This window comes from Corallococcus llansteffanensis (genome assembly GCF_003612055.1).
Lineage (GTDB): Bacteria > Myxococcota > Myxococcia > Myxococcales > Myxococcaceae > Corallococcus > Corallococcus llansteffanensis.
In genome coordinates, this window is record NZ_RAWB01000099.1 from 1 (window position 1) to 21,426 (window position 21,426).

Genomic DNA, 21,426 nt, shown 5'->3' on the forward strand with positions numbered 1-21,426 from the left:
GGGAAGGATTTCTCCTGGGGTGCGTCCGCCCGGAAGTACGAGGCCCTCTTCGCCTCCCTGGTAACGGAATAGTGGGGCACCTCCCGGAACCGCGATAGTCTTGCAGCCGTGGCGGAAGCTCCGGACCTGGGTGGCTATGAGGTGGTCGGCCGGTTGGCGGTCGGTGGCATGGCCGAGGTGTATCAAGCACGCGCCCGTGAGACGACGCAGCGCTCCCCGGGAGAGCCCGAGGAAGTCGTCATCAAGCGGCTGCACCCGTCCTTCCGCAACGACCCCGCGTATGTGAAGGCCTTCGTCGACGAGGCGAAGCTGACGGTGCGCCTGCGCAACGCGCACATCGTGAGGACGTTCCGGCTGTTCCGCGCCGGCCCCGACTACCTGATGGTGCAGGAGCTCGTGAGTGGCCGGACGCTCGGCTACATGCAGGAGCTGCTCATCAAGGCCGGCGCCGCGATGCCGCCCGAGTCCGCCTGCTACATCGCGTGGTGCGTGCTCAAGGCGCTGGACTACATCCACCGCGCCAAGGTGGGGGAGAACGGCGCCACCATCGTCCACCGCGACGTGAACCCCGCCAACGTGCTGTTGGGCATCCAGGGCGACGTGAAGCTCACCGACTTCGGCGTGGCCGAGGTGGAGGGGATGATGCGCGGCGACTCCGGCGCGCTGCGCGGCACGCTGCCGTACATGAGCCCGGAGCAGGTGCTGGGGCAGGTGGTGGACGCGCGCACGGACCTGTACGCGGTGGGCGTGATGCTCTGGGAGCTGTGGGGCGGCCGCCGCCTGTTCACCGGGGAGAACGAAGCGCAGCTCATGCACCAGGTGCGCGACGCGCGCGTGCCGCTGCTCTCCACGGTGTCGCCGGACCTGCCGCACTACGCCGCGCAGGTGGCGCGCAAGGCGCTGTTCGCGGACCGGGCCCGCCGCTTCCAGTCCGCGGCGGAGTTCATCAAGGCGCTGGAGGTGCTGGCGCGCCGCGCGGGCTGGCCCCTCACGGTGGAGGCGCTGCAGCCTCTCTTGGGCGGCTGATGCGCTCGCGCCGGGCGGTGCGGGTGGAGTCGGTGGACGTGGTCTTCACGCGCGAGGGCGCGGGGGCGCTCACGCTGAAGCTGAAGGTGAGGAACCCGTCCTCCGACGCGGCCTCGCTCACCCGCGTGGACTTCGACCTGCGGGTGGATGGGCGGCGGCTGGCCACGGGCGAGCAGGTGATGGGCGAGCCGCTGGACGGGCAGCATGAAATCCCCCTGGAGGTCCGCTTCCCGCTGGCGGTGCCCCGGTCGGCGGCGCGGCCGGAGCCCACGTCGCATGCGGTGCGGGTGGAGGGAGGCGTGGTGCTGCGCTTCGGAGGAAGCGAGCGGCGGGCGCCCTTCCGGGATGTCCGCTCGCTGGAGATTCCGTGGATGCCGGGGGCCGAGTCCGCCCCGGCTCCCTGAGGTGCCTCCGCGCTTCGCTGCGCCCCGAGCGCTTCAGCGCTTGGCTTCAGAAGACGGGGCGGCGCCGGAGTCCGGGGGGGATTCGGCGTCGGCGCGGCGCGAGGCGCCCTGGGCGTCTTCCTTCGGCGCGGTGCCGTCGCGAGGTGCGCCGTCCGCGGGGGCGGGCACGGAGCTCTTGATGCGCGTCATCTTCACGCGGTCGATGCGGGCGCCTTCCTTGGTGGCCACGACGAACTGCCAGCCGTTGTAGGTGAAGCGCTCGCCCACGTCGGGCAGGTGGCCCGCGAGCGAGGACAGGTAGCCGCCCAGCGTGTCGAAGTCGCCCTCGGGCAGGGGGAAGCCGAAGACCTTGGTGAACTGATCCACCTCCATCGCGGCGTCCACGAGCGAGCTGCCGTCGGGCAGCTTCTCGACGAGCTTCTCCTCCACCTCGAACTCGTCGCCGATGTCGCCCACGATTTCGCGGAGGATGTCCTCCAGCGTGACGACGCCCATGAAGCCGCCGTACTCGTCGACGACCATGGCCATGTGGATCTTCCGCTTCTGCATGTCCCGCAGCAGGTCGCCCACGGGCTTCATCCACGGCACGAAGTGGGCGGGGCGGATGATGTCCTGCAGGACGATGAGCTCCGGGTGCTGGAGCAGCGGGATGAGGTCGCGCGCGTGCAGCACGCCGACGATGTGGTCCACGTCGTCGCGGTACACGGGGATGCGCGAGTGGTTCTCCTCCGCGAGGATGCGCAGCACTTCATCCGGCCGCGTGGTGACGTCCACGGAGATGACGTCCGTGCGGTTGACCATCACGTCGCGGCAGCGCTTGTCGGACAGCTCGAAGATGGAGCGGATGAGCTGCGGGGCGCTCTTGTCCACCTCGTTGCGCGCGGCCTGGGCGGCGAGCAGCTTCTCCAGCTCCTCCAGGGGCGGGGGCGGCGGCTCGAAGCGCAGGGTGCGGCCGAAGGTGCGGGCGCCCAGGTTGAGCAGGCCCAGCATGATGCGCATGGGCGGGTAGAGCACCAGCACCAGCACGGACACGAGGAACGCGAGCCGGAGGGCCCAGCGCTCCGGGTTGCCGTTGGCGAGCCCGCGCATGGTGACCTCCATGAGGCTCGCGAGCACGCCCACGAAGAGGGCGCCCGCGCACACGGTGGCGACGGGCACCCAGGCGGCCTCGCCGTAGCGGCTGAAGTCCAAGAGGCGCGGGGGCACGAAGGCGCCGATGGCGGCGGCGAGGAAGCCGCTGAGCACCATGCCCAGGCGCAGGGCGGTGGCGGTGGCCTCGCGGTGCGTCTTGTGGCGGAGCACCCGGCGGGCGGCGGTGGTCTTGCTCTCCTCGGCGAGTTCCTGGGCGCGCAGGTCCGACGTTCCGTAGAGCGCGGACTCCGCGGCGGCGACCAGGGACCTCGTGAAACAGAGGGCCAGGCAGGCGACCCAGAGGGTCCAGGTAGGCATAGGGCGACGTTCTTATCCCGTGCTAGAGGGGCATACCACCCTGGCGGGAGGCACCATGCGGGGACGTCGGATGTACGTCATTGGCGGGCTGCTGGGGCTGCTGGGCCTGCTGGCGCCCAGGGAGGCCCTCTGCTGGCCGGTGGACCAGGCGCTCACGCTGGAGCCGGGCAAGGAGCGCTTCGTCAAGCTGACGGCCGTGGACTGGGTGGAGGTGGCGGATCCGTCGGTGGTGTCGGCGGAGGCGCTGTCGGCCAGCGGCGAGCTGCTGCTGACGCCCACGCCCAAGGGGGCCGGCGTGACGGACCTGCTGCTCTACGCCGAAGGGCGCTTCGCGGTGTGGCGCATCATGGTGGGGCCCATCGAGCTGCAGAACGTCGAGCCGCTGATCGCGGCGGCGAAGAAGGCGTGCCCGGGGCTGAAGGCGACGCAGGGCGTGGAGTCGTCGCTGACGGTGACGGTGGGCAGCACCGCCTGTCGCAAGTCGCTGCGCGAGCTGCTGCGCACGCAGGCGTTCCTGGCCCGGGACCTGGACGTGACGTTCGACGTCACCCAGCTCCAGGAGCAGCTGGAGGACTTCGCGGCGGGGATGCCGCCGGGGCTGTCGGTGCGCTACAGCGGCGCGGGGCTGGTGCTGTCGGGGAAGACGGACCGGGCCGGGCACCGCAAGGCGCTCTGGGAGCTGTTCCGCCGCGGGGTGGGGCGCGTGCCGCTGGAGGACCGCGCGGAGGTGGAGGCGCCCCCGAAGCCGGAGACGTCGCCGGCGGACCAGGCCGCCCAGGACGCGACGGTGTCGGACGTGCCGGCGCCGGACGCGGGGACGCCGGACGCGGGGGCGAAGCCGGTGAAGGGCAAGGCGAAGCCCGCCGTGCCTGGCAAGAAGCAGCGCTGAGGCCTGCCGGCGGACGTGCTCCGCCCCGGGGTCCGCTTGCGGTATGACTTCAGGCGGAGGTCCGACGATGACAGGTGGAGCGATGCGCGCGGGTTTCGCGCTGGTGCTGGCGCTGACGGTGTGGCCGCGGGCCGCGCGGGCGCAGGTGGATGAGGACAACGGCGACGCGGTGGTGGTGGACATGCCGGAGCCGGACCGGGGCTGCCCGGTGAAGCCGGAGTTCCTGCCGGTGACGCCCATGGGGCTGGTGGGCCTCGAGCGGCCGGGCTGGCTGGTGCACCAGGCCATCATTCCGCCCGCGAAGGACAAGTTCTTCCAGGCGGGGGCGCGCAGCCGTTCCGGGGTGAAACCGGTGCCGGCGGAGATGGCGCGCAAGCTGGGAGCGCCCGACTTGAAGGTGCCGCTCTGGGTATTCGGCAAGGCGGACGCGAAGGCGTGCAAGGCGACGCCCATCGAGTGGTGGGCGGTGCGGATGGGCACGGATGAGGACCGGCAGACGTACCTGATGGCGGAGCTGCGGACGGACTGCGAGCTGTTGCCGCCGGGGCGCCTGTCGGGGACGCCGCTGGTGCTGCGGCAGAAGGACGAGCCCACGGGGTGCAGGCTGCGCCGGCCCAACCGCAATCAGACGGGCAAGGAGACGGACGGCATTCCGCCGGACTACGCGGAGCACATCCCGCCGCAGGACTGCGTGGCCCCGGAGTGCGCGCGGCTGTGGGAGTACTTCGGTGTCACGGGCGAGGACAACGCGGGCGCGTTCGACCTGACGGTGTCCTATCTGCACCGCAACGGCAGCAACCCGTGCAACTGGGCGACGGAGGACCTGTCGAAGCTGTTCGTGAGGGCGCCGGAGAGCACGGCGTTGCAGGAGCTGAAGCCGGGAGGCGTGCTCTTCGGAGGCCTCTGGGACTTCAACGGCCTGCGCTACATCCTGAGCCGGCAGATGGGCGTGTTCTACGCGTACGACTACCAGAAGCTGAAGGCGCCGCCGAAGGCCGTGCGCTACGGCAGCCCTACGGAAGAGGACCTGATCCACGCGAAGCGCAGCCTGTCGCCCTGCAAGAAGTAGCGCGGGGCGCTAGGCAGGAGAGGTCAGCCACGGGCCCCTGGACGCCGGACGACGGCAGCCGGGGGCTTTCGCTTTGCCAGTCGTTGTCAAGCGAGCGAACTCTCGAAGGAGCTTGAGACAACATGGCCGATGATTATGCGAAGGCTTTTGCGAATATCGTGAAAGTGGTCTTCCCTGAGGTCAGAGCCCAGGCGGATGGGACGTGGATTGAAGAGTGGGAGATCAAGACTGCTGGGCCGGTGAAGCTTGTTTCTGCTGATGACCTTGTGCGGCTCGGGCAGGCGATGTCCCAGGCTGACTTCCAGGTCGAGGCTGTTCAGCGTTCTGAAGACTTATTTGTCCTGAGGGTTGTGATGTTCGCGGATGCGAAGCAGGGACGTTTCCTGTCGAATTGCTACGTCATGCTCCGGTTATTTGATGAGCATTTGGCGCCCATTGCGTTTGTGCAGGGGCAGCCACGCATGAACTGGACGCCGTTCCGCAAATGGCCGGCTCAGGAGTAGGGCACGACCATCGAGTGGGTCGGTACGTGTCCACCTGGGCGCTGCGTACGAGGGAAGTGGATGCCGGGATTGGAGCTGTGTGGAATGGAAATTCTCGCTCTAAACGACAGGTTGTCGAAGTACCGGGGTGGAACAGGCCGCCTTTGGGACTTCAGTCCTTCGCATGACAGGCTGGCGATTGAATGGAATGCCCCGAGCGAACGACGCGCCTATCTGGTGCTTCTTGGGTGCATGGACATCCGGGTGCCAACAATGTGGGTTTGCGAAAGCCCATGCATCCGCGCCGAAGGTGAGGGATTCGTCTTCACGGATAAAGACGTTCGAATCGTGTTCATGCACGAGTTCCAGCTCCGCGAAGACTATCCGCGCTGAAGGGCATGACCCGGATCGCTCGTCCCGGGAAGGGATCAGTGCGCGCTGGACCCGTGGTACGTCTTGCGCAGCTTGAGCACCGGCACCTCCACGGTGCTGTTCTGCCCGTTCTGGCAGAACCACAGCGAGCTGCGCGGCGCCGTGCCATTCTGCCCGTGGGACAGGCCGTTGTAGACGGAGCCGGCGATGAGGTAGCGGAACACCTGGGGGGCGCTGGCGCTCACCAGGGTGTTGTTCTGCTGCATCTCCTTCCAGACGACGCAGTACTGGCGCAGGGCCGCCCAGGCCCCCTTGGAATACCGGGGGCTCGCCAGCATCCAGACTTCAATCTGGGGACACATCTCCCCCTCACCGTCGTCCGCGGCCCCGTAGTTCATCGCCTCGCAGACCTCGTCCGCGCGCATCTCGTTGAGCGTCACGTCGCCCTGCCCCTGCCACCCCGCGAGCCGTGACAGCCGGAACCGGCGCATCATCAGCGCGTCCTCCTGGGTCAGTGACGGGCTCATGAACGCCGTGGGCTCCGGGAGTACGAACGCGCCGCCACCGTGCGGCCCCACGCCCGCGTCCAGCACGTAGCCGCCCCACGTGTACATGAGGAAGAGCGACCAGGCGTCCTTCACGAACGCGCGGTACGAGGTCGGCGTCCCCTGGGCCAGTCCCCAGTTGAGGATGTCTGTCATTGCCGCGACGGCCCAGTCGTCCGACTCCTGGTACCAGTAGTACCAGCGGTAGGCCTTCGTCGTCGCTCCCGTGAGGAACGCCTGCATGCCGCGCACGGTGACGTTGCTGTGCGCTGCGAAGTCCCGCTGGTACCCCGCCACCTGCGCGTCGAGACACCAGAAGTAGATCTTCACGCCCTTGCCCACCCGCGCCGCCAGCCGCTTCGGCTCGTCGATGTCACGGCTGCGGTCCGTCGGAGGGGGGCCAATCCAGGTGTAGTGGACATCCATCCGGGCAGTCTACGTCGCTTCGGCTTCCGTCCACGGCCCCTGCCGCGTGGGCTCCTTCAGCGCGTCCTTGAGCGCCGCCAGGAACCGCTTGCGAGGCCACGGCTCCGCGCCAAACCGCTCCAGGTGCTCCGTCTCCACCTGGCAGTCGATGAGCTGGAAGCCCCAGCCCCGGAAGCGCTCCACCGCCGTGGCGAACGCCACCTTCGACGCATCCGGCGCGAGCGCGAACATGCTCTCCCCGAAGTACGCCGCGCCCAGCGACACGCCATACAGCCCGCCCACCAGCACCTCGTCCTGCCACGCCTCCACCGAGTGCGCCAGGCCCAGCTCGTGCAGCCTCACGTAGGCCTGCTTCATCGCGTCCGTAATCCAGGTGCCGTCCTGCCCCGGCCGGTGCACGCGCGAGCACGCGTCGATGACCCTCGCGAAGGCGGTGTCGTAGCGCACGGTGTACGTGCCCCGGTTCATCACCTTGCGCAGCGAGCGACCCACGTGGACCTTCGCCGGCTCCAGCACGAAGCGCGGATCCGGCGAGTGCCACAGGATGGGCTGCCCCTCGCTGTACCAGGGGAAGATGCCCTGCGAGTACGCCGCCACCAGCCGCTCCGGGCGCAGGTCTCCGCCCACCGCCAGCAGGCCGCTCGAGTCCGCCTTGGCCGGAGGCGGGAACAGCTCCGGCTCGTCATCGCTCAACAGGTAGATGGGCACTGTCGCGCCCCAGTCTAGCGGGACACGTTGAGCTTCACGTCACCCTTGAGCGTGTAGGGCAGCTGCAGCATCGGGCCCTTCACTTCGCCCTTCACGCTGTAGGGGAGCACGCCCTTGGCGATGAGCGCCTTGACGCCCGGACCCCACGTCTGCTGGGTCACCGCCACCTCCACCGGGTACACGCCCGTCGCGGACGCGTCCACCGTGTCCGCCTGCCCCACCGTGCCCTCCGCCAGCGGCCGGTCCGCCACGGCCACCTGGTAGGTGAGCGAGTCGAGCCGCAGCGGGAACGGGTTCGGGTTGCGCACGCCCAGGCGCAGGTTGATCTGCACCTCCTCCGGCGAGTAGCGGGCCCCGTCCAGCTCCTCCACGACGACCTCCGGCAGCCGGGGCACGCGCACCGCGCGGCTCGCGGCGAAGGGCAGCGTCTCCTCCGTCTCGCCCGAGCGCACCACCAGCGTGCCGCGCAGCGCGATGAGCACCGTGCCGCCCTGGGCGCTCAGGCGGGCCAGGTCGTCGGGGCCCTTCACGTAGGCGGACTTCTCCTCGAAGGAGAAGTCCGCAGGCGTGCCCGGCGCGAACGGCACGCCCAGCTTCTGCGAGCCCTTGCGCAGCACCTGCCCGTCCGCGACGAGCTCGTAGTCGGCGCGCTCCAGCACACCGTTGGAGGTGCCCGTCACCTGACCGGTGTAGCGCACGGTGGCGTCGGTGAGCCCCTGGGACACCACGGACGTCTCCTGCGCCGTGAGGGCAGGGGGGCCGCCCGAGCGGACCGGGGCGGAGGCACACCCGGAGACAAGGGTGAACAGCACGGACACCAGGGACACCATGCAGAGCGAGCGATTCACGGCGGACATTCTGGGGAGGTCGGGGGCTGTCCCCAAGGGGTTTTCCGCTAGACTGTCCACCAACCGTGGCCCCTCGCCGTCCCAACTTCAACCGGACCCTGCGCTCCCTCATCCGGGACATCGCCGCGCGCATGCCCGAGTTCGGCCACGTGAAGGTCAGCCGCATCCTGGTGGTCGCGGGCGAGGCCCGGCGCGCCTCCCGCGGCACGGTGAAGCCGCTGTGCTTCAAGGGCGGCAAGAGCATCGACAAGGCGGGGCGGCGCAAGCCAGTGGTGCGCATCCGGGGCCGGCGCATCCTGTACTGCATCACCCTGCGGCCGCTCTTCTTCCGGGGCTCCACCGCGAAGGCGCGGCTGGAGACGCTGATGCACGAGCTCTTCCACATCTCGCTGCGCTTCGACGGCACCCTGCACGCGGGCCGCCGTCACGCGAAGCTGGGGGCTGACTTCGCGCGCCGGCTGCGGCCGCTCGTGCGGCGCTACCTGAAGCTGTGCCCGGAGGCGCTGCTCGCCGACCTGGCCCACTCCGGCGAAGTGCGCGTGCTGCAATGGCTGGAGCGGCCGGGCCCGGCGTACCACCCGCGCATGTCGCACCGCCGCGTGCGCAAGGTCTACACGGAGGATCAGCTCTTCTCCGGCGTCGCCCGCATGGTGACACCGCGTCCCCGCGTGGCCCGCGAGGCGGGTGCCCGCGACGACAAGGTGCACTGAAGGCGCGTCGCCGCGATGTCCGTGCCCTCCGACTTCGTCAGCCTTGGCGCGCTCCACCGCGAGCTGGAGGAGCTGTTCCTCCAGCACCAGGAGGCGCTGATGGGCCTGGACCTGCCCGTCGCCCGCGAGCGGCTCACGCGCTACCGCGAGGAGCTCACGCGGCACCTGGAGGCGGAAGAGGCGCTGCTCCTGCCCGAACTGCCCCGGGCCGGACGGATCCGCGGCGCCGCGCCGGAGCTCTTCACCGGTGAACACCAGCGCATGCGCGAGCTGCTGGCGAAGTGTCAGGACGCGGTGGACGCCCTGGACCCCGCCGCCCCGGACTACCGCCGCGCGGTGCTGCGGGTCTTCGACATGGAGAGCACCTTCAAGCACCTGGAGCACCACCACTCGCTGCGCGAGGAGACGTACCTGTTCCCCGCGCTGGATGGGGTGCTGGGCGAAGCGGAGCGACAGGCACTGCTGGCCGCGTTCCTGGCTCGCACGGAGGGTTGAGCGGGCGAGCAGGGAGGCCTTGGGTCGCCTGCCTCTGCCTGCCCGGGCGGGGCGCGTGCTGTCCTCGCCGCGCATTCAGCCCCCGGTGAAGACGCCGGCTTGAAAGAGGGTTCCTCCTGGTGGGACGCGGAGCATCGGCGCGGTGGCGGACCTGGGCGCTGTTCTGCGCGGGCCTGCTGGGCCTGGGGTGTGACTCGGGCGCGGAGCTGACGCCGTGTGCGCCTGACTGTGAAGGCGCGGCCTGCGCGGCCTGTGTCTCCACGCTGCCCGAGGAGCAGCTCCGGTCCGCGCAGTCGTGTGATCAGCTCCCCGCGCAGGGGCGGTGCCTGGGGCCCCGCGTGCTGGAGCGCTGCGAAGGCGGCGTCGTGCACCGCGAGGACTGCGGCGCGGACACCGCCTGTGTCGAAACGCCGGAGGTCGCCTGCGTCGCGGGCGCGGCGTGCGTGGACGGCGTCTCGCGGTGCTCGGAGGCCGGGGCGTGGGAGGTGTGCACGAACAGCCAGTGGGTCGCGCGTGCGTGCGATGCCGGCTGTGAGCCCGCGGCGGGCCGGGGCTTCTGCGGCGGGCCGGGGCCCACGCTGAGCGGCACGGTGCGCTACGCCCGCCGCTTCCCGGATGCCGCGTTCCGGGGCTGGACGGCGGAGGTGGACCTCGTGCCCGCGCGAGGCTTCCTCATCGTCTCCTTCCAGGGCGGCGCGCTGCTGGACTCGCAGGTGACGGACGGCGCCGGCCGCTTCACGTTGAAGGTGCCCGCGAGCCTGCGCGAGGACGACCGCATCGTCGTGTACGCGGTGGGGCAGGGGCGCGACGGCGCGGTGGCCTACGCGGTGGCGGACCCCGGCCTCCCGGGCGAGCAGCGGGTGGCGACGGTGCCGGGTGACACGGCGCGCATCTGGAGCTGGGCGCACCCGACGCGCGAGGTGTGGGAGCAGCCGGTGTTCACCCTCACCGAAGCCGAGGGCTCCGGCGCGGCGGCGGTGTTCGACTCGCTGGGCACGGCGTGGCGCCGGATGCGCGAGCGCTTCGGCGGGCGGGACGGGCTGCCCGTGGTGGCGTGGCTGGGCTTCGGGACGACGTGGTCCTGCGGAGCGTGCTTCGCTCGCTGGCCGGTGACGGCGGTGGGCCGCAAATGGGACGCGCAGGTGTGGCTGCCCGGGGACTCGGATGCGGCGTGGTGGTCGGACGCGATGGTGATGCACGAGCTGGGGCACTGGGTGATGGCCAGCCGGGGCGCCCCTCCCGACGAAGGCGGCCCGCATTACGTGGGCGTGCCCACCTTCCCGGGCCAGGCGTGGAGTGAAGGCTGGGCCACATGGTTCAGCACCGACGCGCGGCGCAGCCCGCGCTACTACGACCGGCAGGGCGGGACGATGTTCTGGGTGGACCTGTCCGCGCGCGCCTCGTCGGTGAGCGCCTGGGCGCGACCCCACGCGGAGGACGGCCTGCTCCAGGCCATGGACGAGAACGAGGTCGCCGCCATCCTCTACCGCACCGCCACCAGCACTCCGTCGAGCCAGCCCCTGTACGACGCGCTCTCCGCGCCCGCGATGAACCGGGCCCCCTGGGCGCGCGGCTACACCCGCCACACCTGGAGCCGCGATGCGAAGGGCGCGCTCTCGGGCGTGGTGGACACGGGCAAGCCGTCGCCGTGCCTCGCGGACTTCCTGGACGCGATGGTGTGCCAGGGGTTCCCCCGCGCCCGGGTGGACGCGGCCACCGAGCCCGCCACCGCCTTCCCGTACCCCAGCCACGAGCCCCTGTGCCCATGATGCTCCCTCGCTCGAAGCAGCCTCGCTCGAAGCTCCGGATCCGGGTGCCTGGGCTCATGCCGCCGGTGCGCGCGAAGCCGCGAAGGCGGATGTCATGCCCATGAAGCTCCCGCGCATGAAGCTCCGGAACCGCGTGCCTGGGCTCGTGCCGCCGGCACGCTCGAAGTTGCGCAGGCGGATGGCCGGGGCCGTGCTCGCGCTGGCCCTGGTCGGTGCGCTGTCGGCCAGCATGGCGTCGGGCGTGGACCGCGCGCGGCGCAAGAAGCTGCCCCGTGCGACGGACCTGCCACCCCAGTCCGAGGAAGTGCCCCTGCGCACGGTCCAGACGCCACACGACCTGTCGCGACCGGCGGCGATGGACGCTCCCACGGAAGCGTCTCGTAATGCGCCGTCACGCGAAGGCCGGAAGCCCCAGGCCCTCCCTGTGAAGACGAGCGGCCCCGTTGTTTCCGAGGCTCACGGGATGCTCGCGCGGGCCGCGCCCGAGGACACCCGGGACACGGACGACGCGACGCCACCGCCGACGGTGCTCGCCACCACGGCCCGCGTCCCCGCGCCGCTGCACGTCTCCTGGCGGGTGGTGGAGACCGGCACGGACACCGTGCGGCTCATCGCGCGGCTGGAGCGCAGCCCCGGCTTCACCGCGCCCGTGGAGGTCTCCCTGCGCGTGCCCTCCCGCGCGCTGCTCCAGGAAGGGCCCACGTCGCCCATCGTGCTGGAGGGCGACGCCCAGGAAGTCCCGTGGACGCTGCACCTGCCCGAAGGTACGCGCCCCGACGAAGACCTCGTGCTGCTGGCGAGCGCGGAAGGCGAGTCCTTCGGCGTCCACGCGGAGGCCCGCTACCGCTTCGGCCGCGAGCTCGCGGAAGCCACCCCTCCCGCGCCGACGGGGCCGCCGCTGCCCAAGGGCTTCATGCGGCCCCGCGACTGAGCGGCCGGCTCAGTCCAGGTTGAAGTACACGTCGTCGATGGCACCGTGGAACTGGTCGTTGTTGTTGCCCACGCTCTTGGCCCCGATGGTGAGGGGCTGGCCCGCCGGGTTGATGTCGTAGGTGCTGGCGAGCACCGCGCTGCCCCGGGCCACGTTGTCGATGAGGATGGTCAGCGTGGTGCTGGTGCGCTGACAGGTCACCTTGTGCCAGGTGCCGTCCGCGATGCCCACCGACGACTTGACGATGACGGCGCCCGTGCCGCCCGTGGTGCGCACCACGCAACTCGGCTTGCCCGCCACCGCGTCGTCGAGCTGCAGCTTCCACTGCGGCGTGGTGGAGAGCCCCTTCTGCACCAGGTTGGAGCCGTGGTCCGCGCTCAGCTCCGCGAGCGTGACGCGCACGCGCGCGCCGAAGGAGAACAGCGCCGTCCCCGGGTTGAGCGACACGGCGTCCGCCGCGGTGATGGCCGCCTTGGGACACGTCGTCCCAACACAGACGGCGGGGAAGCGCACGCCCTGGCCCTCATAGCCAGGCGTCTCGATGACGACGGTGCCGCCATTGCTGCCCTGCGCGGTGCCCGTGTGGCCCTTGCCGCTGTCGTCCACCACGGTGGTTACCGGGTCGGACACCAGCTCGAACTTGTAGCGCAGCTTCTGGCTCACCGCGCCCGCCGTCAGCGGGCCCAGCAGCAACACCGCGGCCAGCCCCACGCGCATCGGTTGGCTTCGCACCTTCATGACGTACCTCCTCCTGGACTCCGTGACCGTGCCACTCCAGCACAGCCACAACCCGTCCAGGAGGGACAAAGCTTCCCCGTTCGGGGCGTCAGGGCGTGCCGGAGGCGACGAGCTTCTGGAGCGCCGTCTTCGCGTCCGCGTGGTCGGGCTGGAGGCGCACCGCGGCCTCGTACTCCTTCTTCGCCTCGTCCTTGCGGCCCGTGGACTCCAGCAGCTGCGCCAGCGCGAAGTGCGGCTCTCCGGCGATGGGGTCCACCTGCGACGCGCCCCGGAAGGACTTCTCCGCGTCCTTCGCCTTGCCCTGCCGGTACAGCGTGTGGCCCAGGTACAGCAGGCCCAGCGAGTTGCGCGGCTCCACCGCCAGCAGGTCGCTCAACACCTGCACCGCCTTGGACTCGTCACCGCCACGCAGGTACAGGAAGCCCAGCTCCGCGCGGGCCTCCAGCTGCGCGGGGTCCTTCGCCACCACCGACTCCAGCTCCGGCACCGCCAGGTCCGGCCGGCCGCGCCGCGAGTGCAGGATGCCCAGCCGCGCCAGCGCCCCCGTGTCCGGCTCCTCGCCCGCCGCGGGCGTCAGCAGCTTCTCCGCCGCCGCGTAGTCGCCCATGGCCAGCAGCAGGTCCGCGAGCCCCAGCTTCGCCCCGCGGTGGTTCGGATCCTCCGCCAGCACCGCCTCGTAGAGCGGCTTCGCCTGCGCGCCCACGTGCTTCTTCGCGTACGCCTCCGCGAGCACCAGCCGGTTCTCCGTCGTGGGCGCAAGCTTCAGGCCCACGGTGTATTGCGCGATGGCGCCGTCCAGGTCGCCCTTGGCCTTGAGCGCGTCGCCGTAGCCCGCGCGGGTGCCGGGCTCGTCCGGGAAGGTCTCCACCGCCGTCTTCAGCGTGGCCACCGCCTCGTCCACCTTGCCCAGCCCCAGGTACGCGCGCGCGAGCCCCTGGTACGCCTCCGTCGTCTTCTTGCCGTCGTCAGCGCTCTTCTCGATGGCCTTCTGGAACGCGGCCACCGCCTGCGCCTTCTTGCCCTGCGCGAGGTAGAGCTGGCCCAGCTGCGTGTACGGGCCGCTCGCGCGCCGGGGCTCCAGCATCAGCGCCTTCTCGAAGGCGCGCGTCGCGCGGGAGTTCTCTCCCAACTGGAAGCACGCGAGCCCCAGGTTGAAGTGCGCCTCCGCGTACTTCGGATCCAACGCGATGGCGCGCGTGAACGCCTCCGCCGCCTTGCGCGCGTTGCCCTGGCCGTCCAGCACCACGCCCAGGTTGTTCTGCGCGCGCGCGTGCTTCGGATCCGCCTTGAGGGCGGCCTGGTACTCCGCGAACGCGCCCGTGGCGTCGTTCTCCCGCATCAGGATGACGCCCAGGTTGTAGTGCGCCTCCGCGTCGCCGTCCTTCTGGCGCAGCGCCTCGCGCAGCGTCTCCTTGGCCTCCGCGTTGAGCCCCTTCTCCGCCAGCGCCTTGCCCAGGTTCACCCGCGCCACGTGCAGCGCGCCGTCCAGCTTGAGCGCCTCGCGGTACGCCTCGATGGCGTCGTCCGTGCGGTTCGCGCGCTGGAGCACCTCCCCCAGGTTGAAGCGCAGCTCCGCGTCCTGCGGCGCCAGCTCCGTCGCCACCGAGTACTGGGTGATGGCCTCGTCCGTGTCGTCCTGGATGCGCGCCAGCAGGCCGCGCTCCGAGCGCAGCGTGGCCTCCTCCGGGAAGGCCGCCAGCGCCGCGTCCAGCACCGCCTTCGCCTTGTCCACGTCGCCCGAAAGACGCAGCGCGCGTGCCAGGGCCACCTTCGCCGGCACGCCGTCCGGAGTGAGCCCCACGAGCTTCGTCAGCGGGGCCACCGCGCGGCGCGGCTGGTTCTGCGACAGGAAGGCCGTGCCCAGCTTGTAGAGCGCGTCCGGGTCGTCGGGCAGCTTGTCCGCGCGCGGGGCGGCCACGGCGGGCTTCTCAGCGGGAGGGGCCTCCGGAGCAGGAGCGGGGGCCTGGGCAGCAAGCAACTGGAGGAGGAGGACGCCGACTTTCGTCATCACAGGTTCTCCACGTATGGGCTGGCGCGCGCGTCGAAGGTCTTCTTGGCGAGGGCGGCCTTCTTCGCCTCCCACGCCTCCTTCGCGGTCTGCGCTTCCTTCGTGTCCTCGGCAAGCGCGGCCCGCTCTTCCTTGACCGCCGCCTCACACTCGGACACCTGCTCCTCGTACTCCTTGGGCTCCAGGCGCTCACTACCCTGCACCTTGGCCTTGCGCGCCGCGGTCAGCCGCGCCAGCTCGAACTTCGCGAAGGCGCACCTGAGCGACAGCTTCTCCACCTCGCGCAGGCCCACGTTGAGGCGCTGGTGCGCGCGCAGGAACTCCACGCGGGACTCGGACTCCGCGATGGCCAGCTGCGCCACCTCGCGCGACGACGCGTCCGGGGCGCGGTCCTCCTCGTCCTCGGCGGCCTCCTGGCGGGACTTCGCCCGGCGGATGTTCTCCCGGGCGCGGTTGACCTCGTTGTCCGCCTCGTCCACCCGGTCGATGGCCAGCGCCAGGTCGTTCTCCGACTCCAGCAGCTCGATGCGCGTCTCGTACGGCAGCTTCTTCACCAGCGAGTCCGGCACGCGCATGCCGTAGCGCGGGCCACAGGCGGAGGCCAGGAGGGTCAGGCTGAGCAGCAGGGTGCGCTTCATGGAGCGGTCGCCTCGAAGCGGCCGAAGATGGTGCGGCCGGAGTAGACGTCGGTGCCGTTGACGAAGGTCACGTTGAACTCGCCCGACACGCGGTCACCGGTGGTTTTCGGAAGGGACTTCACGAAGAGGTTGCCCCGTTGCAGGAGCGGGAAGGGGCGCACGGGCTCGTCCAGCACGCTGCGGTCCACGCTGCCCCGCTGCGAGCCGTCCTCCAGCGCCTGTGCCAGGTCGATGTCCAGCGAGCCCGTGTACTCCGCGTCCGGCAGCATGTCCGTCACGCGCGCGCTCACCTTCAGCACCACGTTCTGCCCGGTGCCCTGCACGTTGACGAAGCTCACCGCCAGCGTGCCCTCCGCGAGCTGCGCGTCGGCCCGCTGGTAGTGCAGATCCAACAGCGGCGTCACGCTGCCCTCCAGCGCGCCGCCCTCGCCACCACACGCGGTGACGAGCGCGACGAGCGCCGGAGCGATGAAGCGAAGGCGCGCGCTCACTTGCACGCCTTCCAGCCCGCGTCCACGTCCGGGCCGTTGAGCGTGCCCATGTCCTTGAGCACGGCCAATTCGCGACGCGCGCCGTCCGTGTCGCCGAAGCGGCAGCGCAGCGCGGCCAGGTTGAGGCGGGCCTTGTCGTAGGTGGGGTCCGCCTCCAGCGCCTTGGCGTAGGCCGCCCGGGCGCCCATCGCGTCGCCCTGGTTGAGCATGGCCCAGCCCAGCGCGGCGTGCGCGGAGGCGCGCGTGTCCTGCAGCTCCGTCACGCGGCCGAAGGTGAGCTGCGCCATGCCGTACTGGTGCGCGTCCAGCAAGCCCATGCCCAGGGCCTCCAGCGCCTCGGCGGACAGCACCTTCTCCGCCTTCTTGCGCAGGTCCTCCAGCGCCGCGGGCTGCGTGGGCGCGGCCGGCTGCGGCACCGGCAGCGCGGCCACGTCCGTGCGGTTGCGGCAGCCCAGCACCGCCGCGTTGAAGACCTCCAGCGACTCCGCGCGGGACAGGCACGCCTTGAAGGCGTCATCCGAGCGGGCCTTGAGCGGCGCCACCTGCTGCTTCACCGCGTCCTGGAACTGCTTCGTCTCCGCGGCGGACAGCCCACCGGGCACCGGCGTCTGGTCCACCACGTCCGCGATGTGGCCGTACGCGAGGGCAATCTTCCACAGCGACGCCACCGCCCACTCCGGATACCCGAGCGACGCGGCCTGCGTGTACACGCCCTCCATGGACTGGAGCGCGGCGACCTTCTCCTCCACCTTGTCGGCCGGCAGGTCCTTGTAGCCGCGGTAGAGGATCTCTCCCAGGTACCACAGCCCCTTGGCCGCCTCTTCCGACTGGCCGTTGGGACCCTGCACCGCGGCGGTGAGGGTGGCGATGAGCGCGTCCGCGTTGGCCGTGGGCGCGGTGACGGCCTGCACCTCGGCGAGCACCGCGGCGGCCGCCACGTTGTTCTTGTCCAGCCGCAGCGCGGACTCCGCCGTCGTCTTCGCCCGCGCGTAGTCCTTCTGCTTCAGGCGCGTCTCGGCCAGCAGCGCCAGCACCTCGCCCTTGCGCGCGCCCGCTGCCTCCGACGCCGTCTCCAGGTTGCGGGACGCTTCCTTGTACTCGCCCAGCGCCAGCCGCAGCCGCGCGCCGGCCATCCAGCCGTCCACCGCCGCCAGGTCGCCGCCCAGCTTCTGGCCCACCTGTTCGAACCAGCCGGCCGCCTCGCCGAAGGCCGCCGCTTCCGCCGAGTGCCGCCCCAGCGTCAGCAGCACGTCCGACAGGTACTGGCTCTTGGGATAGGACTGCACCAGCTTCGTGCCCAGCTCGCGCTCGCGGGGCAGGTCGCGCTTCTCGCGCGCCGCGGTGAACGCGCCGTAGAGCGCCTTCTCGCCGATGTCGGTGTTCTTGTTCTCGTCCGCGACCTTCATCAGGCCTTCGATGACGTCGCCCGTCTCCTGCGCGCTCTGCAGGGCCAGCTCGTCCAGCGCCTCCGCCTTGCTCTGGGTGAGGATCTTCTGCACCTCCCCGCGGAAGTTGGCCGGCAGCGAGGACGCGAGGAACTTGCGGCCCGTCTCGTCCAGCTTCTTGAAGTCGTTCACCTGCCGGAGGCTGTCCAGGGCCAGGTTGCCCGCCACCGGCGCGTCCTTGTAGGCCGGGTGCGCCAGCGCGAACGCGGTGAACAGCTCCGACGCCTTCGGGTAGTCACCGTCCTCGTAGTAGGCGCGCGCGATGTTGAACTTCACGTCCAGCACGTGCGGGCTCTGCGGGTAGCGCGACACGTAGGTGGCGCCCAAGAGCTTCAGCGCCTGCCGCGCGTCGGCGACCTCGAAGGCGTTGCGCTTCAGCGCCTCCTCGGGCTTGAGCGTGGAGAAGTGCGCCAGGAGCGCGCCGTACAGCGCCGCGTCCACCGCCTTGTCGTCCTTCGCCTTGGCCTTGTCCTCGTAGCGGGCCAGCTCCTCGAACTGGCGCGCGGCGTCCGGGAACTCCTTGGCCGCGAAGAGGGCGTCCGCGCGGTTCTTCATGATGGGCCGCACGTACTGCTCGGGCCGGAACAGCTCCAGGTACTCGCGGTAGGCCTGGGCGGCCTTCACGTACAGGTCGCGCTGGTCGCTCTTCTGCGCGGCCAGGTGCACCTGGGTGGACAGGTCGCGCGCCATCTCCTCCGTCTCCGCGAGCTGCTTCTTGCGGTCCGTCTCCGAGAGCTCCGGATCCGTCTTGCTCTGCACGGCGGCGCGCACGAGGAAGCGGATGTCCTCCGGCTCCGGCAGCACCTTGCCCTTGGCGGCCTTGAGCGAGTCGTACAGCTTCTGGCCGCGCTCCAGGTCCATCTCCGGGTCGGGCTGCACTTCCATCAGCTTGCGCAGCGCGGGGATGGCCCACTCGTACTGCTGCTTGATGAAGTAGCGGTTGCTCAGCTTGTCCAGCGCGAGCGAGTACGTGGCGCGGCTGTCGCTGAGCTTCTCGAAGTAGTTGAGCGCGCCCTTGGGGGGCTTGGCCTCCGTGTAGCTGTACACGAGGTCCAGCAGCGCCTCGCGCTTGACGTTGAGCGCCTTCTTCACGTCCACGCCGGCCAGGGGGGCGCTCGCGGCCGCCGCCTCGAAGAACGTGACGGCCTCCGCGTGCTTGGCCTGGTTCACGCGGATCCAGCCCATCTTGTAGCGGGCCAGGTCGTGCACCGGCGAGGGCGGCAGCTCCAGGATGGCCTGGTAGTGCTTCTCCGCCTCGACGAGGTCCGCCTTGTCGAAGAAGTGGTCACCGAGGATCTGCTCGGCTTCCAGCCGCAGCGGGCTGTTGGGGTACTTGCGCGTCAGGTCCCCCAGCGTCTTGAGCATCTCGTCGAACTGGCCCAGTTCGCGCTGCTCGTGCGCCAGGTAGAACGTCACCTGGTCGCCGTCCTTGAAGTCGGGGTACTCGCGCAGCAGGCGGTAGTACATCTGCACCGCCTTCTGCTTCATCAGGCGCGTCTCCGGGGAGACGATGGCGCCCGACGCGCCCTCCGGCCGCTGTTCGGCCTGGAGGTAGTACACGTAGCGGCTCTTCTCGACGAAGAGCTCCGCCAGCCGGAACTGGAGGTCCGGCAGGTAGGGCGCGTTGCGGCTCTTGGAGATGAGCTTCTGCGTCTCGCCGATGGCGCGGTCCACCTTGAAGATGTCGCGCTTGAGCTTGGCGATGAGCTCGTCGCGCTCCTTCGCCTTGGAGATGATGGGGTTGAGGTTGGGCCCGGCGCGGCCGGCGGCGCCAGGAGCAGCGGCCGCGAGCAGCGCGGCGGTGATGAGGCCGGTGAACGGGCCGGTCATGGGGTTTCCTCGATGCAACGGCTCTCGATGCGGACCCGGTAGGACTTGAGCTCGTCGTTCCAGTATTCGTTGTCGAAGCGGAAGGCGACCTGCGCGGGGGACAGCATTTCCTCTTCCTCGGCGGCCACCACCTGGGCGCCCTTCTTCACGCGCTCGTACAGCTTGAGGCCGACCTCGTACTCCATCAGGCGCACCTGTTCGGCGGCGCGCAGCAGCGTGTCCGCCTCCTGGCGCACGGCCTCCGCGAGCCGCGTGTCGTACACCCGCACGGCCTCCGCGTGGGACAGGTCATACAGCCGCGTCAGGTGCCCGAAGAGCCGGTCGCCGAAGCTGCCGGCGTAGCGGCCCAGGCGCTCACCCTCCAGGTCCAGCAGGGACACGAACCGGGCGGCGCGCTTCGTGCCGCCGTGCGCGTTGGCGGCGCGGCGCAGGCGCACGTCCTGGCTCAGGTCCTCGCGGCCGCGCACGGACTCCAGCGAGTCCGCGTACCTTCGCGTCAGCTCCTTCGCGGCGCGCTTGGCGGGCAGGTAGTGGCACAGGTCGCGGAAGATGAGCGCGCGCAAGAGGTACTTGTCCGGCAGGAACTCGTCGCGGAAGGACGGCGCGTCCAGCGTGGTGAGGATGCCCAGCGAGGCCCTCAGGTCGCCCAGCTTGTAGCGGGTCCACGCCTCTTCCAGGTAGAGGCTCGCGCGGCCGGGGTCCAGGTCCGGCAGCTTCACCTTGCCGTAGGCCTCCAGCGCGCCCGGCCAGTCCTTGCGCTCGTAGCGCAGGCGGGCCACGGCGAGCGCGGCCTCGTTGCGCGACTCGCGCGTGAGCTTCTCGTCCTCGGACAGGGTGAGGAAGTCCTTCACCATCTCATCCGGCGGATCCTTCACCTGCTTGAGGCGGGTGACGAGCAGGGCGAACTTCGCGCGGCTCGCCTCGGCGCTCGTCTCCGGCAGCTTGGAGAAGTGCGTGCCCGCCCAGCGCTCGTTGCCCACGCGCAGGTCGACGAGCCCCTGCTGGTAGTGCGCGTACGCGCCCGTCTCCTCCGGGAGGAAGCCCAGGTCGAGCGCGCCGAAGACCTGCTCGTCGATCATCACCTCGTCGTGCGGCCGGTCCGTCAGCTCCTTCAGCGCGTCCAGCGCGCGCGGCAGCACGTTGGGGTTGGTGCGCTCGCGCGCGATGCGCGCCAGGTACGTGGCGCCCGCGTGCGTGAGGCCCAGGTCGATGAGGCTCTTGGCGAGGAAGTACTGGCCCCACGCGTAGTTGTCGTCCGTGCGGGGCGTCGCCTGGAGCCACGCGTACAGCGGGCCGGCGGCGGTGCCCGCGTCCGGCGCGGAAGTGCCCGCGTCGGCGGTGCCCGCGGGGCGCGCGGCGTTGGCGGCCGGTGCCGGCGGCATGGGCGGCAGGCCTGCGTCCGGGGCGGCGCGGGCGGCCGTTGGGAACACGAAGAGCGCGGCGCTGGTGAGCGCGGCGACGATGAGCGGGCGGGACGTCATTCCGTGGCGCCGAAGTTGAAGGCCGTGCCCAGCTGCACGGTGGGCACGTTGACGATGCGCGACGCGCCCGCGAAGACGGTGTTGTTGGTCACGTCCAGGCGGAAGGACACGTTGCGGCTGGAGAAGACGCGCAGGCCCACCCCCAGGTTGATGGCGGGGCGGAAGCCGTCGCTGCGCTCCACCTTCACCACCGTGCCGCCGGCCAGGAGGGAGACCTCGAAGTGGACGACGTTGGTGTTGAGGAAGCTGCTCTTGCCGTAGAGCGGGCTCCACACCAGGTCGGAGCCCACCATCCACTGCACCTGGTCCTCGAAGGCGGTGTTGGTGGGGGACACGTCGAAGTCGCGCTCCAACTGGCGGCGCAGGCTGGTCTGCACGTTGTAGCTGTACGTGCCGCGGCCCACCTGCCACGCGAAGCTGTCACTGAAGTGGTACGTGTAGCCGACGGTGCCGATGAGCCCCTTGTAGTAGGCGTCCGCGGGCAGCACGCCCACGCCGAGCGAGAGCTCGTGGTGCATGCGGTAGAGACGGTCCTGCACCGCGGAGACGGTGCCGGGATTCTCGAGTTCCTCGGCCTGGGCGCGCGCGAGGCCGGGCACCAGGCACAGGAGGGTGAGCAGGATGTATCGCACGGGGGATGTTTCCTGTCGGGGGGACGGGGCTGACGCGGGC

21 protein-coding genes are annotated in these 21,426 nt (G+C 70.7%); 10 read left to right on the forward strand and 11 right to left on the reverse strand.

Annotation, left to right across the window (positions count from 1 at the left end):
• The first annotated feature begins 108 nt into the window (after positions 1-108).
• Together D7V93_RS12010 and D7V93_RS12015 are read left to right on the forward strand one after the other, a co-directional pair.
• Positions 109-1,026: a serine/threonine protein kinase gene (locus tag D7V93_RS12010; RefSeq protein WP_120643530.1), complete on the forward strand. Its 918-nt coding sequence runs from the start codon at positions 109-111 to the stop codon at positions 1,024-1,026.
• Positions 1,026-1,430, forward strand: a complete 405-nt coding sequence (locus D7V93_RS12015) for an LEA/WHy family protein (RefSeq protein WP_208722999.1) — start codon at positions 1,026-1,028, stop codon at positions 1,428-1,430. Before D7V93_RS12010 ends, D7V93_RS12015 begins: the two co-directional genes overlap by 1 nt.
• Positions 1,431-1,463: 33 nt before the next feature.
• Here D7V93_RS12015 and D7V93_RS12020 read toward each other — a convergent pair whose 3' ends face one another.
• Positions 1,464-2,879 carry a hemolysin family protein gene (locus D7V93_RS12020; RefSeq protein WP_120643531.1) on the reverse strand — a complete coding sequence of 472 codons (1,416 nt, stop codon included), beginning with the start codon at positions 2,877-2,879 and terminating at the stop codon, positions 1,464-1,466.
• A gap of 55 nt (positions 2,880-2,934) precedes the next feature.
• Here D7V93_RS12020 and D7V93_RS12025 point away from each other — a divergent pair, with 55 nt between their 5' ends.
• The 4 genes from D7V93_RS12025 to D7V93_RS44430 all read left to right on the forward strand — a co-directional run bounded on the left by D7V93_RS12025 (position 2,935) and on the right by D7V93_RS44430 (position 5,712).
• Positions 2,935-3,768 carry an Ig-like domain-containing protein gene (locus D7V93_RS12025; protein WP_120643532.1) on the forward strand — a complete coding sequence of 278 codons (834 nt, stop codon included), beginning with the start codon at positions 2,935-2,937 and terminating at the stop codon, positions 3,766-3,768.
• Between the two features lie 82 nt (positions 3,769-3,850).
• On the forward strand, positions 3,851-4,837 hold the full coding sequence (locus D7V93_RS12030) for a hypothetical protein (protein WP_244237257.1): 987 nt from the start codon (positions 3,851-3,853) through the stop codon (positions 4,835-4,837).
• A gap of 122 nt (positions 4,838-4,959) precedes the next feature.
• Complete coding sequence (locus D7V93_RS12035) at positions 4,960-5,340, forward strand: hypothetical protein (RefSeq protein ID WP_120643534.1); 381 nt, start codon at positions 4,960-4,962, stop codon at positions 5,338-5,340.
• An 84-nt stretch (positions 5,341-5,424) separates the two neighbouring features.
• Positions 5,425-5,712 (forward strand): hypothetical protein, encoded by a 288-nt coding sequence (locus D7V93_RS44430; protein WP_147451150.1) that lies wholly within the window; start codon positions 5,425-5,427, stop codon positions 5,710-5,712.
• Positions 5,713-5,747: 35 nt separating this feature from the next.
• Here the strand turns inward: D7V93_RS44430 and D7V93_RS12040 are convergent, their stop codons facing one another.
• Genes D7V93_RS12040 through D7V93_RS12050 form a run of 3 tightly spaced genes read right to left on the reverse strand, consistent with a single transcriptional unit; the run spans position 5,748 to position 8,227 of the window.
• Positions 5,748-6,662: a hypothetical protein gene (locus D7V93_RS12040; RefSeq protein WP_120643535.1), complete on the reverse strand. Its 915-nt coding sequence runs from the start codon at positions 6,660-6,662 to the stop codon at positions 5,748-5,750.
• 9 nt (positions 6,663-6,671) lie between these two features.
• A complete protein-coding gene (aat, locus tag D7V93_RS12045; RefSeq protein ID WP_120643536.1) occupies positions 6,672-7,370 on the reverse strand; it encodes a leucyl/phenylalanyl-tRNA--protein transferase in 699 nt (232 codons plus the stop codon).
• 14 nt (positions 7,371-7,384) lie between these two features.
• Positions 7,385-8,227 carry an LEA/WHy family protein gene (locus D7V93_RS12050; protein ID WP_208723000.1) on the reverse strand — a complete coding sequence of 281 codons (843 nt, stop codon included), beginning with the start codon at positions 8,225-8,227 and terminating at the stop codon, positions 7,385-7,387.
• 56 nt (positions 8,228-8,283) lie between these two features.
• Between D7V93_RS12050 and D7V93_RS12055 the strand changes: the two genes are divergently transcribed.
• The 4 genes from D7V93_RS12055 (at position 8,284) to D7V93_RS12070 (ending at position 12,123) form a co-directional block, all read left to right on the forward strand.
• Positions 8,284-8,928 (forward strand): hypothetical protein, encoded by a 645-nt coding sequence (locus D7V93_RS12055; RefSeq protein WP_120643538.1) that lies wholly within the window; start codon positions 8,284-8,286, stop codon positions 8,926-8,928.
• 15 nt (positions 8,929-8,943) lie between these two features.
• A complete protein-coding gene (locus D7V93_RS12060; RefSeq protein WP_120643539.1) occupies positions 8,944-9,423 on the forward strand; it encodes a hemerythrin domain-containing protein in 480 nt (159 codons plus the stop codon).
• A 119-nt stretch (positions 9,424-9,542) separates the two neighbouring features.
• The gene (locus D7V93_RS12065; protein ID WP_244237258.1) at positions 9,543-11,192 is read left to right on the forward strand and encodes a hypothetical protein; all 1,650 of its coding nucleotides are present in this window, start codon (positions 9,543-9,545) and stop codon (positions 11,190-11,192) included.
• Positions 11,193-11,286: 94 nt separating this feature from the next.
• Positions 11,287-12,123 (forward strand): hypothetical protein, encoded by an 837-nt coding sequence (locus D7V93_RS12070; RefSeq protein ID WP_120643540.1) that lies wholly within the window; start codon positions 11,287-11,289, stop codon positions 12,121-12,123.
• 9 nt (positions 12,124-12,132) lie between these two features.
• Here D7V93_RS12070 and D7V93_RS12075 read toward each other — a convergent pair whose 3' ends face one another.
• The 7 genes from D7V93_RS12075 to D7V93_RS12105 form a co-directional block, all read right to left on the reverse strand.
• A complete protein-coding gene (locus D7V93_RS12075; protein ID WP_120643541.1) occupies positions 12,133-12,861 on the reverse strand; it encodes a laminin G domain-containing protein in 729 nt (242 codons plus the stop codon).
• A gap of 88 nt (positions 12,862-12,949) precedes the next feature.
• On the reverse strand, positions 12,950-14,869 hold the full coding sequence (locus D7V93_RS12080) for a tetratricopeptide repeat protein (protein ID WP_120643542.1): 1,920 nt from the start codon (positions 14,867-14,869) through the stop codon (positions 12,950-12,952).
• On the reverse strand, positions 14,869-15,507 hold the full coding sequence (locus D7V93_RS12085) for a hypothetical protein (protein ID WP_120643543.1): 639 nt from the start codon (positions 15,505-15,507) through the stop codon (positions 14,869-14,871). The genes D7V93_RS12080 and D7V93_RS12085 overlap by 1 nt, the downstream gene beginning before the upstream one ends.
• Positions 15,504-15,998 (reverse strand): hypothetical protein, encoded by a 495-nt coding sequence (locus D7V93_RS12090; RefSeq protein ID WP_244237259.1) that lies wholly within the window; start codon positions 15,996-15,998, stop codon positions 15,504-15,506. The genes D7V93_RS12085 and D7V93_RS12090 overlap by 4 nt, the downstream gene beginning before the upstream one ends.
• Positions 15,995-19,273: a tetratricopeptide repeat protein gene (locus D7V93_RS12095; protein WP_120643544.1), complete on the reverse strand. Its 3,279-nt coding sequence runs from the start codon at positions 19,271-19,273 to the stop codon at positions 15,995-15,997. Before D7V93_RS12095 ends, D7V93_RS12090 begins: the two co-directional genes overlap by 4 nt.
• Positions 19,270-20,754, reverse strand: coding sequence for a hypothetical protein (locus D7V93_RS12100; protein WP_120643545.1), 1,485 nt, complete (start codon positions 20,752-20,754; stop codon positions 19,270-19,272). The genes D7V93_RS12095 and D7V93_RS12100 overlap by 4 nt, the downstream gene beginning before the upstream one ends.
• A complete protein-coding gene (locus tag D7V93_RS12105) occupies positions 20,751-21,386 on the reverse strand; it encodes an outer membrane beta-barrel domain-containing protein (RefSeq protein WP_120643546.1) in 636 nt (211 codons plus the stop codon). The genes D7V93_RS12100 and D7V93_RS12105 overlap by 4 nt, the downstream gene beginning before the upstream one ends.
• Positions 21,387-21,426: the final 40 nt, after the last annotated feature.

Coding starts and splice junctions, on each gene's coding strand:
- D7V93_RS12015 (WP_208722999.1), top strand. CDS start 1,026: ATGCGCTCGCGCCGGGCGGTGCGGGTGGAGTCGGTGGACGTGGTCTTC.
- D7V93_RS12020 (WP_120643531.1), bottom strand. CDS start 2,879: ATGCCTACCTGGACCCTCTGGGTCGCCTGCCTGGCCCTCTGTTTCACG.
- D7V93_RS12025 (WP_120643532.1), top strand. CDS start 2,935: ATGCGGGGACGTCGGATGTACGTCATTGGCGGGCTGCTGGGGCTGCTG.
- D7V93_RS12030 (WP_244237257.1), top strand. CDS start 3,851: ATGCGCGCGGGTTTCGCGCTGGTGCTGGCGCTGACGGTGTGGCCGCGG.
- D7V93_RS12035 (WP_120643534.1), top strand. CDS start 4,960: ATGGCCGATGATTATGCGAAGGCTTTTGCGAATATCGTGAAAGTGGTC.
- D7V93_RS44430 (WP_147451150.1), top strand. CDS start 5,425: ATGGAAATTCTCGCTCTAAACGACAGGTTGTCGAAGTACCGGGGTGGA.
- D7V93_RS12040 (WP_120643535.1), bottom strand. CDS start 6,662: ATGGATGTCCACTACACCTGGATTGGCCCCCCTCCGACGGACCGCAGC.
- D7V93_RS12050 (WP_208723000.1), bottom strand. CDS start 8,227: ATGTCCGCCGTGAATCGCTCGCTCTGCATGGTGTCCCTGGTGTCCGTG.
- D7V93_RS12060 (WP_120643539.1), top strand. CDS start 8,944: ATGTCCGTGCCCTCCGACTTCGTCAGCCTTGGCGCGCTCCACCGCGAG.
- D7V93_RS12070 (WP_120643540.1), top strand. CDS start 11,287: ATGCCCATGAAGCTCCCGCGCATGAAGCTCCGGAACCGCGTGCCTGGG.
- D7V93_RS12075 (WP_120643541.1), bottom strand. CDS start 12,861: ATGAAGGTGCGAAGCCAACCGATGCGCGTGGGGCTGGCCGCGGTGTTG.
- D7V93_RS12080 (WP_120643542.1), bottom strand. CDS start 14,869: ATGACGAAAGTCGGCGTCCTCCTCCTCCAGTTGCTTGCTGCCCAGGCC.
- D7V93_RS12085 (WP_120643543.1), bottom strand. CDS start 15,507: ATGAAGCGCACCCTGCTGCTCAGCCTGACCCTCCTGGCCTCCGCCTGT.
- D7V93_RS12095 (WP_120643544.1), bottom strand. CDS start 19,273: ATGACCGGCCCGTTCACCGGCCTCATCACCGCCGCGCTGCTCGCGGCC.
- D7V93_RS12100 (WP_120643545.1), bottom strand. CDS start 20,754: ATGACGTCCCGCCCGCTCATCGTCGCCGCGCTCACCAGCGCCGCGCTC.